This is a genomic window from Variovorax rhizosphaerae (assembly GCF_037889975.1).
Taxonomy (GTDB): domain Bacteria; phylum Pseudomonadota; class Gammaproteobacteria; order Burkholderiales; family Burkholderiaceae_C; genus Variovorax; species Variovorax rhizosphaerae.
In genome coordinates this window covers 198,061-212,958 of sequence record NZ_JBBKZT010000008.1, presented here as the reverse complement: position 1 = coordinate 212,958, position 14,898 = coordinate 198,061, and the positions used below count along the sequence as shown (strand labels likewise).

Here is a 14,898-nt window from a genome sequence, read left to right as displayed (position 1 = left end):
CGCGGACATGATGTTACGCAGGCGCCGCTGCCTCCCGCGCGTCGAAGCCGTCCCATGCGCTCCGGCGACGTGTTCGCGAGGGCACCGCTTCGGGTGAAGATCGATCGTAGGCGCAGACCCACAGGCTGCGGCGACGAGCGCGTGCAGGCGGGCGCACGCATCGGGTGCGAAGGTGTTTTGCCAACATTGAAGGAGACACCATGACCAAAGTTACAGCAGCACTTTTCGCAATCTGCTTCGGGTTCACGTCCGCCTCCGCGATGGCACAAGCTGTCGCGCCACCCGCCGGCGGCAGCTCAGGCAAGGGCAGCGCCGTCGCACCCCCGAACCCCACGTCGGGCAGTTCCAAGGACACGAAGCCGATGTCTGATCACCCGGCCGTCAACAAGGATGGCACCGGCACCAGTGCCGACAACACCGCGCCGGAGCCGACGGCAAAGGATTCAATGGCCAAGGACAACATGCCCAAGCATCCAGCGGCGAAGGAAGGCACCAAGGCCTCGACTTCGAAGTAAGGCCGTACGGCACCGCCATGCCGGACACATGGCGAGTGCTTGAGCTTTATTCGATCTTGTCGGTGTTGAACTTGAAGTCGCGCGACTGGAAGCCCGACGCAGTGTCCGGCCCATACCACTTCACGAAGATCTTCTGCGCCTCGCCCGACTTCTCGAGATCGCGCAATGTCTCGTCCACCACCGCCTTGAGCGCGGCCTCGCCCTTCTTGATGCCAATGGCCAACGACTCGGTGCTCAGGTTCTGCTTGAGAACCACGTACTGCGCCTTTGCCGGGCCCAGCTTGGCATAGCTGCGCAGCAGCGCCGCCTCGTCGTCCACGTAGCCCACGCCCTTGCCCTGCTGCAGCGCCTGGAAGGCCTGCTGGCTGGTGTCGAAGGTCACGACCTCGACGTTGGGCACTGCCTTGCGGATGTTCGGCTCCTGCGTGCCGCCGCGGATGGTCAGCACCTTCTTGCCGGCGAGTTGCGGCACTTCGGTAATTCCACTGTCCTTCTTCACGATGGCCTTCTGGCCGGTGACGAAGGTGGTGAGCGAGAAGTCGATCTGCGCCTCGCGTTCCTTGTTGTGCGTGAGACCGGCGGCCACCAGGTCCACGTGACCCTGCTGCAGCTCCGGAATGCGCGCGGCCACGGCGATCTGCTTGAGCACCGGCTTCACGCCGATCTTCTTCGCGATGGCGTCGACCAGGTCGACTTCGTAGCCGACGATCTGGCGCGTCTTGGGATCGACGAAGGTCGCGGGTTCGTCGGTGCCGAGCACGCCGACGACGAGTTCGCCCTTTTTCTTGATGTCGGCCAGTTGGTCGGCATGGGCAAAGCTTGTGCCCATCAGGAAGGTGGAAGCGGCCAGGGCCGCGGCGATGAGGGTAGGGCGCATGTTGTTCTCTCCACTCGGGAAAATGAAATACGGGGGCGGAACCTTATCAACAAACCGCCGGGTCATGAAATCGCCTGTTCGCATATCCATATGCGCCGTATCCCCGCCTCCGCTCCGGCCCACGCGTGCGGAGGGATACTCCTGCCCATGCAGATTGAAGAAAAAGCCCCGTTCGCGACGCCCTTCGAATGGATCGGCGGCGAAGACAAGGTCCATGCGTTGGTCGAGCGCTTCTACGATCTGATGGACCTCGAACCCGCGTATGCACGGCTTCGCGCCGTGCACGGCACCTCGCTCGACAACGCGCGGCAGCGCCTGTATTGGTTCCTGTGCGGCTGGCTCGGCGGCCCGCAGCACTACACCGACCGCTTCGGCCATCCGATGCTGCGTGCGCGGCACCTGCCGCAGAGCATCGGTGGCCATAGCATCGGCATCCGGGAGCGTGACGAATGGCTGGCCTGCATGGACCAGGCAATGGGCGAGACCGGCGTGCCCGACGCTCTGCGTGAACGCCTTCGCAATTCCTTCTTCCAGACCGCGGACTGGATGCGCAACCGCGCTGGATAAACCAAGCAATCAACCCTCATGAACTCGATCATCATCATCGGCGGCGGCCACGCCGCTGCGCAACTTTGCGCCGGACTCGTTGAAGCGGGGCAGGGCGCGCGCGTGCACCTGGTCTGCGAGGAAGCCTGCGAGCCGTACCACCGGCCACCCCTGTCCAAGACATTCCTCAAGAGTGCAGAAGAAGCCACGCAACCGCACAAGGCCGCCGACTGGTACCGCGATGCGGGCATCACGCTGCATCTGGGCGACGCGGCGCAATCGATTGACCGCGCGGCCAAGACCGTGTCGCTCCGCTCCGGCGCGGTGCTGCCCTACGAACGCCTGGTGCTCGCCACCGGCACGCGTGCGCGACAACTCTCGGGCCTGTCGACCACCGCGCTCGACAACGTCGTGTCGCTGCGCGCCGCCGATGAGGCGCAGCGCCTGCGTACCCGCCTGCTGGAAGCGCAGGATGTGACGGTGCTCGGCGGCGGTTTCATCGGGCTGGAGGTCGCGTCCACGGCCAAAGGCCTTGGCAAGACCGTGCGCGTGATCGAGGTGGCGCCGCGCCTGCTCGGTCGGGCCGTGTCGCCGGACCTGTCGGCGCACGTGCTCGCCTCGCACCGCGCCGCGGGCATGGACATCGTGCTCGGGGCGAAGTTGGGCGCGTTCGATCTCGAGGGTCAACACCTCGCCTCGATCGAAGTCGATGGTGTGAAGCAGCCCGTCGACCTCCTGCTGCTCGGCATCGGCGCTGTCCCCGAGACCGCGCTCGCGCAAGCCGCCGGCATCGAATGCGCGGACGGTATCGTGGTCGACGCGCACATGCAGACAAGCGATCCCAACGTGCTTGCCGTCGGCGACTGCACCCGCTTCCCCGACCGCCGCGCCGGCCGTGCCTTGCGCCTGGAGTCCGTGCAAAACGCCAACGACCAGGCCCGCACCGCGGTCGCCACGCTCACCGGCGCGCCGAAACCGCACGACGCCTTGCCCTGGTTCTGGTCCGATCAACTGAACTTGCGCCTGCAGATGGCCGGCCTGATGCCCGCCGAAGGCACGCCGGGCCTGACCACCGTGCGCCGTCCCGGACCAGGCGCGAACCCGAATGCGTTCTCGCTGTTCCACTACGTCGGCGGACAACTCGCCTGCGTCGAGTCGGTCAACGCGCCGGTCGATCACATGATGAGCCGCAAGTTGCTGGAGGCCGGCAAGAATCCGGATGCCGCGGCGGTGGCGGATGTGGCCGTCGCGTTGAAGTCGTTGCTCGCGTAAGCGCGGCGCGAGGCTATTTCCCCACAGGCGCCAGCAACACCACCAGCGCGCCGGCCCCACCTTCGGCCGGCTTGGCCTGCACGAAGGCCAGCACCTCGTTCTTCTGGATCAACCAGCGCTGCGTCTTGGTCTTGAGCACCGGTTGCTTGCCGGGCGAGCCCAGCCCCTTCCCGTGCACCACGCGCACGCAGCGCACACCGGCCTTGTGCGCACCGCGGATGAAGGCGCCGAGGGCATCGCGCGCCTCGTCGCTGCGCAGCCCGTGCAGGTCCACTTCCCGCTGGATCGACCATTCGCCCGCACGCAGCTTGCGCGTCACGTCGGTACCGATGCCCGGCCGGCGAAAGCTCATCGCATCGTCGACGTCGAGCAGCGTCGTCACGTCGAAGTCGTCGCTGATCGATTCGCGCATCACGCGTTGCTCGTCGAGCTGGTGCTGGACTGGAATCGGCGCTGGCGGCTCGGGCGCCAGCGGCACGGCGGCCTTGCGGCGCAGGGGTTGCGTGGCGCCGATGGCGCGCGAGAACAAGTCGCTTTCGGCCAACCGCTTTTTCTCGGTGGCGGCGCGCACTGCGGCCTCGGCCGCTTCGCGCTCGCGCTGCTCGGCCAACGAACGCTGGATCGTCTTCAGGTCGGCGAGCGTCTTGAGGTTGCTGGAGGATTTGGAGGCCATTGCCTCCATCCTACGAGCTTCCTGCGACACGCCCCCTACACCAGTCCGCGCTCGGCCATCGACAGCGACACGCCCTTGCCGACGATCACATGGTCCAGCACCCGCACGTCGATCAGCGCCAGCGCGGCCTTGAGCGTCTGCGTCAGCAACTCGTCCGCGCGCGAAGGCTCCGCGCATCCGCTCGGATGGTTGTGCGCCAGCACCACGGCGGCAGCCTGCCGGTGCAGGGCGCGCGTCACGACCTCGCGCGGATAGACGCTGGTCTGCGTCAGCGTGCCGCGGAACAGTTCCTCCATCGCGATCAGCCGATGCTGCGCATCCAGGAAGATCACCGCAAAGACCTCGTGCGAGCGCGCCCCCAGGTGCAGTTGCAGATAGTGCTTGACGGCATCGGGCGAGTCGAACACGGCGCGCGCCTTGAGCTGTTCGGCCAGGCCGCGGCGCGCCAGTTCCAGCACCGCGCTGAGCTCGGCCCGCTTTGCGCTGCCGCCGAGTCCCTTGATGCCCTTCAGGTCATCCAGGCTGGCATTGAGCAGCCCGGCGATGCCTTCGAAGCGGTCCAGCAATTCCTGCGACAACTGCAGCACGTTCTTGCCGGCGATGCCGGTGCGCAGCAGCAGTGCGAGCAGTTCGGCGTCGCCCAGTGCGCCCGCGCCGCGCGCGATGAGTTTTTCTCGCGGGCGCATTTCGGCCGGCAAATCCTTGAATGTCATTTTTCCGGGGTCTCCACGACCCCACTCCCTTGAAAATCTCGCCCAGGCCCCGCGCCACTTCGTGCGCTCTCTCCGCCCCTGTCAAGGGCAACACAGCCAGTCCGGCGAAACCGTTTCTGCGGTGTTTCCCCGCATGGCAATCCGACTCTTTGGCGGCTGTTGGTGCGGGGGCGGTCAAAAAACTAAAATGCGGAGTTCAGTTTATCGGGACTTCCCACCTTGTCTGCGCCCACCCTTGCCGTCGTCACCCCCGGCTCCTTCCTCACGCTGCACTACCGGCTGGCCGGCCCTGCGGGCGACATCATCAACACCTTCGCCGACAAGGCTGCCACGCTGTCGCTTGGCACCGGCGAATTGTCGCCAGCAATGGAGAAGCGCCTGATCGGCCTGGAAGAGGGTACCCATGCCACCTTCGAACTCGCTGCCGGCGAAGCTTTCGGCGAGCGCAATCCCGAGATGCAGCAGTGGGTGGCCAAGAAGCTGCTCGCGCAGATGGGCGACCCCGACGAGCGCTATGCCATCGGCGACGTGGTCCAGTTCCCGACACCCGATGGCCTCGGCAGCTATGCCGGCGCCGTCATCGACTCAAACGATACCGCCGTGCATTTCGACTTCAACCATCCGCTCGCAGGTCAGCCCGTGACCTTCGAAGTGCAATTGATCGGTGTGTTGTGAGCGCAGGTACAAGAAAACTGGAAGAAGTCCTGCTCGCCGAGCCGCGCGGCTTCTGTGCGGGCGTGGACCGCGCCATCGAGATCGTCGAGCGCGCCCTCACCAAGTTCGGCGCGCCGATCTACGTGCGCCACGAGATCGTCCACAACACCTTCGTGGTCAACTCGCTCAAGAGCAAGGGCGCGATCTTCATCGAAGACCTGGCCGAAGTGCCGCCGGGCGCCACGCTCGTCTTCAGCGCGCACGGCGTGAGCAAGGCGGTGCAACAGGAGGCGCGCGATCGCGGCTTCGACATCTTCGATGCCACCTGCCCGCTCGTCACCAAGGTGCACGTCGAGGTCGCCAAGCTCGCGAAGGAAGGCTTCGAGTTCATCATGATCGGCCACAAGGGGCATCCCGAGGTCGAAGGCACGATGGGTCAGTTGTCCAGCGGCATTCACCTGGTGGAAGACGTCGCCGACGTGGCCCGTGTGCAGCCGGGCCAGACCGAGAAGCTGGCGGTGGTCACGCAGACCACGCTCAGCGTCGACGATGCCGCCGAGATCGCCGCGGCCGTGCGGGAACGCTTCCCCTCGGTGCGCGAGCCCAAGCAGCAGGACATCTGCTACGCCACGCAGAACCGGCAGGACGCGGTCAAGATCATGAGCCCGCAGGTCGACCTGGTGATCGTCGTCGGCAGTCCGACCAGTTCCAACAGCAACCGCCTGCGCGAATTGGCACAGCGCCTCGGCACCGAGAGCTACATGGTCGACGACGCGACCGAGCTGAAGCCCGAATGGTTCGAAGGCAAGTCACGCATCGGCCTGACCGCTGGCGCCTCGGCGCCCGAGGTGCTGGTGAGCGAGGTGATCGATCGGATCCGCAGCTTCGGCGCCGTGTCGGTGCGCAAGATGGGCGGCATCGAAGAGACCACCAAATTCCCCTTGCCCAAGGGCCTCAGGCTCGAGCCGCCACCGCCGGGACACCTCGGTTGAGCGCGCTCGCCGATATTCGCTGGCGCGACGAAGTCGACGCTGCAGCGCGGCGCCTGCGCGACGGGCGCGCCGCGCGCTTCCTGCGCGAGACGCCACTCTGGAAGCTGCAGCCGCCTGCGCTCGGCCTCGATGCTGCGGAAGGCGTCGAGCTTTGGCTCAAGCTGGAACACCAACAGGTCAGCGGCAGCTTCAAGGCGCGCGGCATGATGAACCGGCTGCTGGCCCATGACATCCCGGCCAGCGGCGTGGTAGTCGCCTCGGGCGGCAATGCCGGCATCGCGACGGCGGCGGCGGCCCGTGCGCTCGGCGTGCGATGCGAAGTCTTCCTGCCCGGCGTCTCGCCCGAAGCCAAGCGCGCCCGGCTGCGCGCCCTGGGCGCCGACGTGGTGGTCGTGGGCGAGCAATACGCCGACGCGCTCGCTGCCTGCCTCGCGCGCCAACGCGAGACCGGCGCACTGCTGACACATGCCTACGACCAGCCCGAAGTCGTCGCCGGCGCCGGCACGCTGGGCCGTGAGATCGAGCAGCAGGGCGGCCTGCCCGATTCGGTGCTCGTCAGCGTGGGCGGTGGCGGACTCATCGGTGGCCTGGCCGCCTGGTTCGAACAACGCAGCCGCGTCATTGCGCTGGAGCCCGAGCGAGCGCCGACCCTGTTCCGTGCGCGCGAAGCCGGCGAGCCGGTCGATGTGGAAGTGGGCGGCGTCGCAGCCGATTCGCTGGGCGCCCGACGCATCGGCACTATCGCGTGGGAGATCACGCAACGCCAGGTGCGCGATGCCTTGCTGCTGCCCGATGAGGCGATCCGCGCCGCGCAACTGTGGCTCTGGAAAGAACTGAAGCTGGCCGTCGAGCCGGCCGCCGCGCTGCCGCTGGCTGCGCTGCAGACGGGCGCCTACGTGCCGCGCGCCGGCGAGAAGGTGTGCCTGGTCATCTGCGGCGCCAACGTCGATCCGGCCAGCCTGGCTTGAGTCTCTCGCGGTGGTTCGTGGCCGCTCATCGAGGGCGAACAACGCTTTTTCGTGGGCACCCGCGGAACCGGCTTTGCCGGGCCGCTGGGTGCGCCCCCTTGAGGGGGAGTGCCGCAGGCGCATTCGGGGGTGGGTTCATTGACTCGCGTGCTGGACATTGACCATCCACGGCACGCCGAACTTGTCCACCAGCATGCCGAAGCCGGCGGCCCAAAAGGTTGGCGCGTAGGGCATCGTGACCTTGCCGCCTTCACCCAGCGCATCGAACAGCTTGCGGCCTTCTTCCACGTCGCTGCTTTGCACCGACAGCGTGAAACCCTTGTAGCCCTCGAAGGGCATGCCCGGCGGCATGTCGGACCCCATGATCTGCTTGCCGCGCGCCTCGAAGGTCGCATGCATGATCTTGCCCTTGTAGTCGTCGGGCGTCTGTGGACCCATCGGGCTGTCGCCGAAGGTCATGCTGAAGAGGGTCTTGCCGCCCAGGCACTTGCCGTAGAAATCGAAGGCCTCGGCACAGTTGCCGTTGAATGACAGATACGCTTCCATGTGGTGTCCCCTTGTGTGAGTTGGTAGGGCGCTGATGGTAAGTCCGCGGGCTCGAGTCGCGAGTACGCCTGATCCGACGCACGGAATACGGGGCCAATGCTCCCTAAAATCGATGCATGCTCGATATCACACTGTTACGCAAGGACCTGGCCTCGGCCGTCGCGCGCCTTGAGACCCGCAAGAAGAACCAGCCCTATCTCAACGTCGAGGCGTTCAGCGCGCTCGAAAGCGAGCGCAAGGTCCTGCAGACCCGCACTGAGGAAATCCAGGCCCGCCGCAACACGCTGAACAAGCAGATCGGGCCGCTCAAGGCCAAGGGCGAATCGGTCGATGCGCTGATGGCCGAGGTCAATGCGCTCAAGGCCGAGCAGGAGTCGGGGGCGACGCGCCTCGACGCGCTCCAGCCCGAACTGCAAGCCTTGCTGCTGGCCGTGCCCAACCTGCCGCATGCCAGCGTGCCGCTCGGCGAAGACGAGCATGCCAACGTCGAGATGCGTCGCTGGGCGCCGAAGGGCGGGGCCGGCGCCTCGGCCACGCCGCTCGGCTTCACGCCGAAGGACCACGTCGACCTCGGCGAACCGCTCGGCTTGGACTTCGCGATGGGCGTCAAGCTCTCGGGCTCGCGCTTCGCTGCGATGAAGGGGCCGATTGCGCGCCTGCACCGCGCGCTGGCCCAGTTCATGATCGACCTGCAGACGCAGCAGCACGGCTACACCGAGTGCTACGTGCCGTACATCGTCAACGCCGACACCCTGCGCGGCACCGGCCAGTTGCCCAAGTTCGAAGGCGATCTCTTCGCGGCGAAGAAGGGTGGCCAGGACGGTGAGCCGGCCCCGGACCATTCGGCGCTCTACCTGATCCCGACGGCCGAAGTGCCCCTGACCAACTTCATGCGCGACGAGGTGGTGGCGGAGTCGACGCTGCCGATCAAGCTCACGGCCCACACACCGTGCTTCCGCTCCGAAGCCGGCAGCGCCGGGCGCGACACGCGCGGCATGATCCGCCAGCACCAGTTCGACAAGGTCGAGATGGTGCAGATCGTGCACCCGGAGAAGAGCTACGAAGCGCTGGAGGAAATGACCACCCACGCCGAGGCGGTGCTGCAGGCGTTGGAGTTGCCTTACCGCGTGGTGCTCCTGTGCACTGGCGACATGGGCTTCGGCTCGACCAAGACCTACGATCTCGAAGTGTGGCTGCCCGCGCAGGACACCTACCGCGAGATCAGCTCGGTGTCCAACTGCGAAGCCTTCCAGGCGCGACGGCTGCAGGCGCGCTTCAAGAACGCGCAGGGCAAGAACGAACTGGTACACACGCTCAACGGTTCCGGCCTGGCTGTGGGCCGCACGCTGGTCGCCGTGCTGGAGAACCACCAGAACGAAGACGGCTCGGTCAACGTGCCGGCCGCGTTGCAGCCGTACATCGGCGGTTTGGCGGTTTTGCGCGCTTGAGCTGCAAGGCAGGCAAAAGTGCCTGCTATAATCGTCGGCTCGACAGACACTGGAGAGGTGGCAGAGTGGTCGAATGTACCTGACTCGAAATCAGGCGTACGTGCGAACGTACCGAGGGTTCGAATCCCTCCCTCTCCTCCAGAAATGCGATGCCACCGTCGCAATTCCCTAAAAGCCCGCCAGCTCACGCTGCAGCGGGCTTTTTTGTGCCTGTTTGCGCAGCACGAACTCAATCGCCCCAAGTGAATTCTTTCGCCTGACGGCCCCCTGGGCAATTCGCACATTGCGCGCCGAACATCTCGTTTTGCCTTTGTTGCACATGCTGTCCCAGCGTTAAACTTGATGAAATGCTCCGCGATTTGCACAAGAGAACCATGGTATTAGTGGGCTGTTTTTGTGCCGTTACCAAGGGCCCCCTCATCGGGGCTTTTTTGTGGGCCGTCGAATTGAACAGGGTTTCGTCATGAGAGGAGGATCAACCTTCGCCGGGCTTGGCAGTGCCTCCTTTGCCAGCCTGACGCCGGCACCTGCCACGGCAGATGAGGCCGAGCCGTGGGTTCGTGGCGAACTGATCCGCAGCCTGATGCGCTCGGCGCGCGGCTCGCACCTGTTCGGCGCTGCGTTGATGCCGGCGATGGTCAGCCTGTGCTGGGGCTATGTGCCGACCTGGCAACTCGTCGCCTGGTTGGCCATCGGCATCGCCGCGACAGGCTGCCGGGTCTGGGGCGAGCGGCTCTATGCGCTGCGCTTCGCCGAGACGGATGCCGCGTCGCAGGAGCGCTTCGTCTACCGCTATCGGTACCTGTGGAGCGCAAGTGCCTTTGCCTGGGGCCTTTCGGTATTGATCTTTTTCGAGCGCGTTCCAGTGGTCAGCCAGTTCATGTGCTGGCTCATGGTGGCGGGTGTCGCGACCTTTCCGTTGAACGGGCTGGCCTTGCATCCGCCGCTGCTGCAGCGCTACGTGAACACGCTGTTCATCACGATGATGGCGGCGCTGGTCTTGCGCGTGGTGCAGTTGCGCTTTGTCGAGCTGCATTTCAGCTACGGTTTCCTCTTGTTGCCGGTGCTGCACTGGTGGTTGCTGTTGCGCGCCGGCAAGCGCATTCACGAGACCTCGCGCAACAGCTTCGAGCTGCTGTTCCACAACCACATCCTCATCAATTCGTTGACGCAGCAACGGCAGGCCGCGGTGTCGGCCGTCGCGATGAAGAATCGCTTCCTGGCCAGCGCCGCGCACGACATGCGCCAGCCGGTGCTGGCCTTGTCGCTGTACGCGGACTGGCTGCGCAACGAGCCCGATCTGGTCGAGGAGATCGCGCCGAAGATCGTGCGGGCGACGCATGCGGTCAATGCCCTGTTCGACTCGCTGTTCGACCTGGCCCGCATCGACTCCGGCCAGGTGCGCCTGCACATCGAGCGGGTCGACATCACGCAACTGCTGCATGACCTCGAGTTGCAATACCGTCCGGTGGCCGAGTCCAAGGGCCTGCGCTTTCGGGTGCACTCCACCGGGGGGGCGGTGCTGACCGATCCAATTCGCGTGCGGCGGATGATCGGCAACCTGCTGGCCAATGCGATCAAGTACACGGCCGAGGGGGGTGTGCTGCTGGCGTCGCGTGCCACGCCCGAGGGCGTGCGGATCGAGGTGTGGGACACAGGTATCGGCATTGCGCGCGAGCACCTGCGCGACGTGTTCCTGGAGTTCTACAAGGTGGCCGATCACGCGGGCACATCGGATGGCTTCGGCCTGGGCCTGGCCATCGTCGCACGCCTGTCGCACGCGCTGGGGCATCCGATCAGCGTCCGCTCAAGACTGGGTCGTGGCAGCGTGTTCCGTGTCGCCCTTCACGACGCGGACGAATCGCAAGCGCAGACCCGGATCTCGGGCTCGGTGGGTTGAGAGGGCACGGGCCTTTCGGTCCTTCTGCGGCGGACACTGACCCTTGGCGTTGGCGCCGGCATCCATGGCGCCTTGCGCAATTGTTGAGCCTCTGCGGCCGCTTTCGCCGTCACAAGCGGGGTGAACGGTACCGCTTCATGGATCGACAAATCGACATCGTGGCTGCCGTACGCGTTGCGATGCCTTCACGCCTTCGGCGATGAACGTTGCCGCGGGCGGGCATCCGCTCGGCGTCGCGACCAGGGCAATGCGTGAGCTTGGAGTTGGGGGCTGCGCCATGAAGCCGGGCCTGGCCGGCCGCAGGCGCCCCCGGAAGGGGAGTCGCCGCAGGAAAGTGCGCGGCGACCGGGGTGAGTTCCAGTTAGATGGCGCCGGAAGAAAGCAGGCCGTGGCTGCGTGCGTGGTGCAGCGCCTGCGTGCGGCTTTTCACGCCAAGCCTGCGGAACAGGCGCCACAGGTGGACCTTGACCGTGTGCTCGCTGATGTCGAGTTCGTTGGCAATCTCGCGGTTGCTCATGCCTTTGTCGAGCATGGCAATCAGCTGGGTCTGGCGCTTGGACAGCTTGCCGGTGTTGGCGCTGGCAGCTGCGCTTTCTTCGGATTCCGTGTCGGCCATCAGCAGGCCGCGGAGTGCGGCGGCGAGTTCGCTGGAGCCGGCGGACTTCTCGATGTAGATGTCAGCGCCGGCCTCGATGCAGGCTTCTTCCATATCGGCCGCGGGCGAGGCGGAGTACACGGCGATCGGTACATCGGGGTACAGCTGCTTGACCGAAACCACGCCCGACACGCCCGTGATGTCAGGCAGTTTCAGGTCAAGGCAAAAGAGGTCGGGTTTGCCATGCTGCTTGACAGCATTTGCCAATTTGTCGAGCCGGTCGAGCTCCACAATGTTTTCGGCCGGGCGCAGGCGCCTTAGCACCATGACGATTGCGTCACGCATCAGGGGGTGGTCGTCTATTACGTAAATGCTCATGATGCGTCAAGTGTACGTGGGCATTGGTTTGAGCACTACCTCAATTACGGCGTTTAAGTGCGCCTAAAAAATAGCTATTTCTTCTTATCTTCGCCAGAATTGGCTAATACATTGAGTGCTTCGACTACAGCATTGGCGGTTTCGGTGGGCAATGGCGGCAGGTGGTCGACCAAGGCGGGCAGCGCCGCGCCGCGCTCACGCTGCAACAGGCCGATGGCCTTGCCGGCTTCCTGCGGCGTGGCGAAGGCCAGGCTCTGAAGCAGCAATTCGCCACGCGCATCCAGCAGCTTGAAATAGAACTGGCCGTCACTTTCGCGGTACTGCTTGAAGCTGGGCAAGGCGGTGGTCTTCGCGGACTTGGTCTTGCCCGCGGCCTGCTGCCCGGCCCCGAGGTTGCGCAGGCCCACGGCATGGCGGAGTCGCCCCATGAACGGTTGGGAGAGCGCGCGTGCCTTGGCTGCACCGGCGAGCAGCGTGGTCTCGATGCGCGCGGGGTCCTTCATCAGGGCTTCGTAGTGTTCGCGCAGCGGCGTGATCTCGCGATCGATGCGTTCGAACAGCACTTGCTTGGCATCGCCCCAGCCGATGCCGTCGGCATAGGCCTTGCGCAGGGCGTCGGTCTCGTGTTCGTCGGCGAAGGCCTGATAGATCTGGAACAGCGCGGAGCCTTCCGTGTCCTTGGGCTCGCCCGGTGCGCGCGAGTCGGTGACGATGCTGGCGATCTGCTTCTGCAATTGCGCGCGCGGCGCGAACAGCGGGATCGTGTTGCCGTAACTCTTGCTCATCTTGCGGCCGTCGAGGCCGGGCAAGGTGGCGACGGCGTCGTCGATGAGCGCCTCGGGCAACGTGAAGTGCTCGCCGTAGAGGTGGTTGAAGTGCTGGCCCATGTCGCGGGCCATCTCGATGTGCTGGATCTGGTCGCGGCCCACCGGCACCTGGTGCGCGTTGAACATCAGGATGTCCGCGCCCATCAGCACGGGGTACATGAACAGGCCTGCGCTCACGTCGGCATCGGGGTCGTCGCCCCTGGCCGTGTTCTTGTCGACCGAGGCCTTGTAGGCATGGGCGCGGTTGAGCAGGCCCTTGCCGGTGACGCAGGTGAGGAACCAGGTCAGCTCGGGGATCTCGGGGATGTCGGACTGGCGGTAGAAGGTGACGCGCTCGGGGTCGAGGCCGCAGGCCAGCCAGCTGGCGGCGATTTCCAGCGTGGAGCGCTGGATCAGGGCCGGGTCGTTGACCTTGATGAGGGCGTGGTAGTCGGCGAGGAAGAAGAAGGTCTCGACGCCGGGCGCGACGCTCTGGCGCACCGAATGGCGGATCGAGCCGACGTAGTTGCCGAGGTGCGGCGTGCCGGAGGTGGTGATGCCGGTGAGGACGCGCAGGGGGGAGGGAGTCGTCGCCATGGAAAGACTAGCTGAGCAATGAGACAAGGGGGCTGAACACGGCGCGAATGACGGTGTAGCCGACATCCATGAGCGGGCTCAGCCAATACTTGCTGACGATGCCCGCAAGCACCAGCCCCATCACGATGAAGAAGCCGAAGGGTTCGATGCGCGCGAGGAGTTCCTGCGCCCCGCCGCGCGGCAGCAGACCGGCCAGGACGCGTCCACCATCCAGCGGCGGGAGCGGGAACAGGTTGAAGGCCCACATCACCAGGTTGACCAATATGCCAGCCCGCGCCATGCCGATGAAGAATTCTTCCTGGATGCCGGTGGCGGCCATCGCGACCAGCACCAAGTACCAGAACAGCGCCTGCACGAAGTTCGAGGCGGGCCCCGCGAGCGCGACCCAGACCATGTCGCGCTTGGGATGGCGCAGAGCACCGAAATTCACCGGCACCGGCTTGGCGTAGCCGAAGAGGAAGGACCCGGAGGTAGCAAAGTACAACATCAGCGGCATCAGGATGGTGCCGATCGGGTCGATGTGCTTGAGCGGATTCAACGTGATGCGGCCCATCGCCCACGCCGTGTTGTCGCCGAAATAGCGCGCTGCATAACCATGCGCGGCCTCGTGAACCGTGATCGCGAACAACACCGGCAAGGCGTAGATCAGGACGGTTTGAATCAGGTTAGGTATATCCACCCGTGGGATTGTCTCAGAGGCCCAGCACGCCCAAGGGGCCGCGTCCGCGTCGCACCAGCACCGGGTCGTCGCCCGCGCCCATCGGCGTGAGGTCGACCACGGTGGTGGGTTCGGAAGGACAGGCGCCTGCATCGATGACGGCGCCGATCTGCTTTTCGAAACGGTCGCGGATTTCCTGCGCGTCGTTCATGGGCTCGGTCTCGCCGGGCGGGATGAGCGTGGTCGCCAGCAGCGGCTCGCCATGCAGGGCCAGCAGTTCGCACAGCACGGTGCAGTCGGGCACGCGCAGGCCGATGGTCTTGCGCTGCGGATGGCTCACGCGGCGCGGCACTTCCTTGGTGGCTTCGAGCAGGAAGGTGTAGGCGCCGGGCGTGGCGGCCTTCAGCAGGCGGTACTGCTTGTTGTCGACGCGCGCGTAGTTGGACAGCTCGCTGAGGTCGCGGCAGAGCAGGGTGAGGTGGTGCTTGTCGTCGACCTGGCGGATGCGGCGCAGCTTGTCGACCGCGTCCTTGTCGTCGAGGTGGCAGACGAGCGCGTAGCTGGAGTCGGTGGGCACGGCGACGATCTCGCCGCGCGAGAGCAGCGCGGCGGCCTGCTTCAGCAGGCGCGGCTGCGGGTTGTCGGGGTGGACTTCGAAATACTGGGCCATGGAAGATTCTTGCTCAGGCTAGCGTGTTGTCCCGCAAATAGCTGCGCATGAAATCGCGCCTTTGGTGCCATGGCGGCGTTGCAAATCCTC

16 protein-coding genes and 1 tRNA gene are annotated in these 14,898 nt (G+C 65.5%); 9 read left to right on the top strand and 8 right to left on the bottom strand.

The window, feature by feature from the left end:
- Positions 1 to 200: 200 nt before the first annotated feature.
- Positions 201 to 515, top strand: coding sequence for a hypothetical protein (locus WKW82_RS18480; RefSeq protein WP_340343776.1), 315 nt, complete (start codon positions 201 to 203; stop codon positions 513 to 515).
- A 46-nt stretch (positions 516 to 561) separates the two neighbouring features.
- Here the strand turns inward: WKW82_RS18480 and WKW82_RS18475 are convergent, their stop codons facing one another.
- Positions 562 to 1,392 carry an ABC transporter substrate-binding protein gene (locus tag WKW82_RS18475; RefSeq protein ID WP_340343775.1) on the bottom strand — a complete coding sequence of 277 codons (831 nt, stop codon included), beginning with the start codon at positions 1,390 to 1,392 and terminating at the stop codon, positions 562 to 564.
- A 147-nt stretch (positions 1,393 to 1,539) separates the two neighbouring features.
- Between WKW82_RS18475 and WKW82_RS18470 the strand changes: the two genes are divergently transcribed.
- Together WKW82_RS18470 and WKW82_RS18465 are read left to right on the top strand one after the other, a co-directional pair.
- Positions 1,540 to 1,959: a group II truncated hemoglobin gene (locus WKW82_RS18470; RefSeq protein ID WP_340343774.1), complete on the top strand. Its 420-nt coding sequence runs from the start codon at positions 1,540 to 1,542 to the stop codon at positions 1,957 to 1,959.
- An 18-nt stretch (positions 1,960 to 1,977) separates the two neighbouring features.
- Positions 1,978 to 3,210: an NAD(P)/FAD-dependent oxidoreductase gene (locus WKW82_RS18465; protein WP_340343773.1), complete on the top strand. Its 1,233-nt coding sequence runs from the start codon at positions 1,978 to 1,980 to the stop codon at positions 3,208 to 3,210.
- A gap of 13 nt (positions 3,211 to 3,223) precedes the next feature.
- On the opposite strand, the gene WKW82_RS18460 is transcribed toward WKW82_RS18465, so the two are convergent.
- Both WKW82_RS18460 and radC read right to left on the bottom strand, forming a co-directional pair.
- Positions 3,224 to 3,883 carry a Smr/MutS family protein gene (locus WKW82_RS18460; RefSeq protein WP_340343772.1) on the bottom strand — a complete coding sequence of 220 codons (660 nt, stop codon included), beginning with the start codon at positions 3,881 to 3,883 and terminating at the stop codon, positions 3,224 to 3,226.
- 35 nt (positions 3,884 to 3,918) lie between these two features.
- Entirely contained in the window at positions 3,919 to 4,596 is a 678-nt protein-coding gene (gene radC, locus WKW82_RS18455) for a RadC family protein (RefSeq protein WP_340343771.1), read from the bottom strand.
- A 219-nt stretch (positions 4,597 to 4,815) separates the two neighbouring features.
- On the opposite strand from radC, the gene WKW82_RS18450 reads away from it, so the two are divergent.
- The 3 genes from WKW82_RS18450 to WKW82_RS18440 are packed head-to-tail and all read left to right on the top strand — an operon-like array spanning position 4,816 to position 7,210.
- A complete protein-coding gene (locus WKW82_RS18450) occupies positions 4,816 to 5,271 on the top strand; it encodes an FKBP-type peptidyl-prolyl cis-trans isomerase (protein ID WP_340343770.1) in 456 nt (151 codons plus the stop codon).
- The gene (ispH, locus tag WKW82_RS18445; RefSeq protein WP_340343769.1) at positions 5,268 to 6,242 is read left to right on the top strand and encodes a 4-hydroxy-3-methylbut-2-enyl diphosphate reductase; all 975 of its coding nucleotides are present in this window, start codon (positions 5,268 to 5,270) and stop codon (positions 6,240 to 6,242) included. The genes WKW82_RS18450 and ispH overlap by 4 nt, the downstream gene beginning before the upstream one ends.
- A gap of 53 nt (positions 6,243 to 6,295) precedes the next feature.
- Complete coding sequence (locus WKW82_RS18440) at positions 6,296 to 7,210, top strand: threonine/serine dehydratase (protein ID WP_340343981.1); 915 nt, start codon at positions 6,296 to 6,298, stop codon at positions 7,208 to 7,210.
- A 135-nt stretch (positions 7,211 to 7,345) separates the two neighbouring features.
- Here WKW82_RS18440 and WKW82_RS18435 read toward each other — a convergent pair whose 3' ends face one another.
- Positions 7,346 to 7,756: a VOC family protein gene (locus WKW82_RS18435; protein ID WP_340343768.1), complete on the bottom strand. Its 411-nt coding sequence runs from the start codon at positions 7,754 to 7,756 to the stop codon at positions 7,346 to 7,348.
- Positions 7,757 to 7,872: 116 nt separating this feature from the next.
- On the opposite strand from WKW82_RS18435, the gene serS reads away from it, so the two are divergent.
- From serS to shkS, 3 genes are all read left to right on the top strand, one after another.
- Positions 7,873 to 9,204 carry a serine--tRNA ligase gene (gene serS / locus WKW82_RS18430; protein ID WP_340343767.1) on the top strand — a complete coding sequence of 444 codons (1,332 nt, stop codon included), beginning with the start codon at positions 7,873 to 7,875 and terminating at the stop codon, positions 9,202 to 9,204.
- Between the two features lie 51 nt (positions 9,205 to 9,255).
- Positions 9,256 to 9,345 (top strand) — tRNA-Ser (locus tag WKW82_RS18425).
- Between the two features lie 322 nt (positions 9,346 to 9,667).
- Positions 9,668 to 11,104, top strand: coding sequence for a surface-behavior sensor histidine kinase ShkS (shkS, locus tag WKW82_RS18420; RefSeq protein WP_340343766.1), 1,437 nt, complete (start codon positions 9,668 to 9,670; stop codon positions 11,102 to 11,104).
- Positions 11,105 to 11,465: 361 nt separating this feature from the next.
- Here the strand turns inward: shkS and WKW82_RS18415 are convergent, their stop codons facing one another.
- From WKW82_RS18415 to WKW82_RS18400, 4 genes are all read right to left on the bottom strand, one after another.
- Positions 11,466 to 12,077, bottom strand: coding sequence for a response regulator transcription factor (locus WKW82_RS18415; protein ID WP_340343765.1), 612 nt, complete (start codon positions 12,075 to 12,077; stop codon positions 11,466 to 11,468).
- A 74-nt stretch (positions 12,078 to 12,151) separates the two neighbouring features.
- Positions 12,152 to 13,480 (bottom strand): tryptophan--tRNA ligase, encoded by a 1,329-nt coding sequence (locus tag WKW82_RS18410; RefSeq protein WP_340343764.1) that lies wholly within the window; start codon positions 13,478 to 13,480, stop codon positions 12,152 to 12,154.
- Positions 13,481 to 13,487: 7 nt separating this feature from the next.
- Positions 13,488 to 14,159: a site-2 protease family protein gene (locus tag WKW82_RS18405; protein ID WP_340343763.1), complete on the bottom strand. Its 672-nt coding sequence runs from the start codon at positions 14,157 to 14,159 to the stop codon at positions 13,488 to 13,490.
- 13 nt (positions 14,160 to 14,172) lie between these two features.
- Positions 14,173 to 14,808 (bottom strand): L-threonylcarbamoyladenylate synthase, encoded by a 636-nt coding sequence (locus WKW82_RS18400; protein WP_340343762.1) that lies wholly within the window; start codon positions 14,806 to 14,808, stop codon positions 14,173 to 14,175.
- Between the last annotated feature and the right edge of the window lie 90 nt (positions 14,809 to 14,898).

Excerpts from the sequence above, each read along its gene's own strand:
- WKW82_RS18480 (WP_340343776.1), top strand. The coding sequence starts at position 201 with ATGACCAAAGTTACAGCAGCACTTTTCGCAATCTGCTTCGGGTTCACG.
- WKW82_RS18475 (WP_340343775.1), bottom strand. The coding sequence starts at position 1,392 with ATGCGCCCTACCCTCATCGCCGCGGCCCTGGCCGCTTCCACCTTCCTG.
- WKW82_RS18470 (WP_340343774.1), top strand. The coding sequence starts at position 1,540 with ATGCAGATTGAAGAAAAAGCCCCGTTCGCGACGCCCTTCGAATGGATC.
- WKW82_RS18465 (WP_340343773.1), top strand. The coding sequence starts at position 1,978 with ATGAACTCGATCATCATCATCGGCGGCGGCCACGCCGCTGCGCAACTT.
- WKW82_RS18460 (WP_340343772.1), bottom strand. The coding sequence starts at position 3,883 with ATGGCCTCCAAATCCTCCAGCAACCTCAAGACGCTCGCCGACCTGAAG.
- radC (WP_340343771.1), bottom strand. The coding sequence starts at position 4,596 with ATGACATTCAAGGATTTGCCGGCCGAAATGCGCCCGCGAGAAAAACTC.
- WKW82_RS18435 (WP_340343768.1), bottom strand. The coding sequence starts at position 7,756 with ATGGAAGCGTATCTGTCATTCAACGGCAACTGTGCCGAGGCCTTCGAT.
- serS (WP_340343767.1), top strand. The coding sequence starts at position 7,873 with ATGCTCGATATCACACTGTTACGCAAGGACCTGGCCTCGGCCGTCGCG.
- shkS (WP_340343766.1), top strand. The coding sequence starts at position 9,668 with ATGAGAGGAGGATCAACCTTCGCCGGGCTTGGCAGTGCCTCCTTTGCC.
- WKW82_RS18415 (WP_340343765.1), bottom strand. The coding sequence starts at position 12,077 with ATGAGCATTTACGTAATAGACGACCACCCCCTGATGCGTGACGCAATC.
- WKW82_RS18410 (WP_340343764.1), bottom strand. The coding sequence starts at position 13,480 with ATGGCGACGACTCCCTCCCCCCTGCGCGTCCTCACCGGCATCACCACC.
- WKW82_RS18400 (WP_340343762.1), bottom strand. The coding sequence starts at position 14,808 with ATGGCCCAGTATTTCGAAGTCCACCCCGACAACCCGCAGCCGCGCCTG.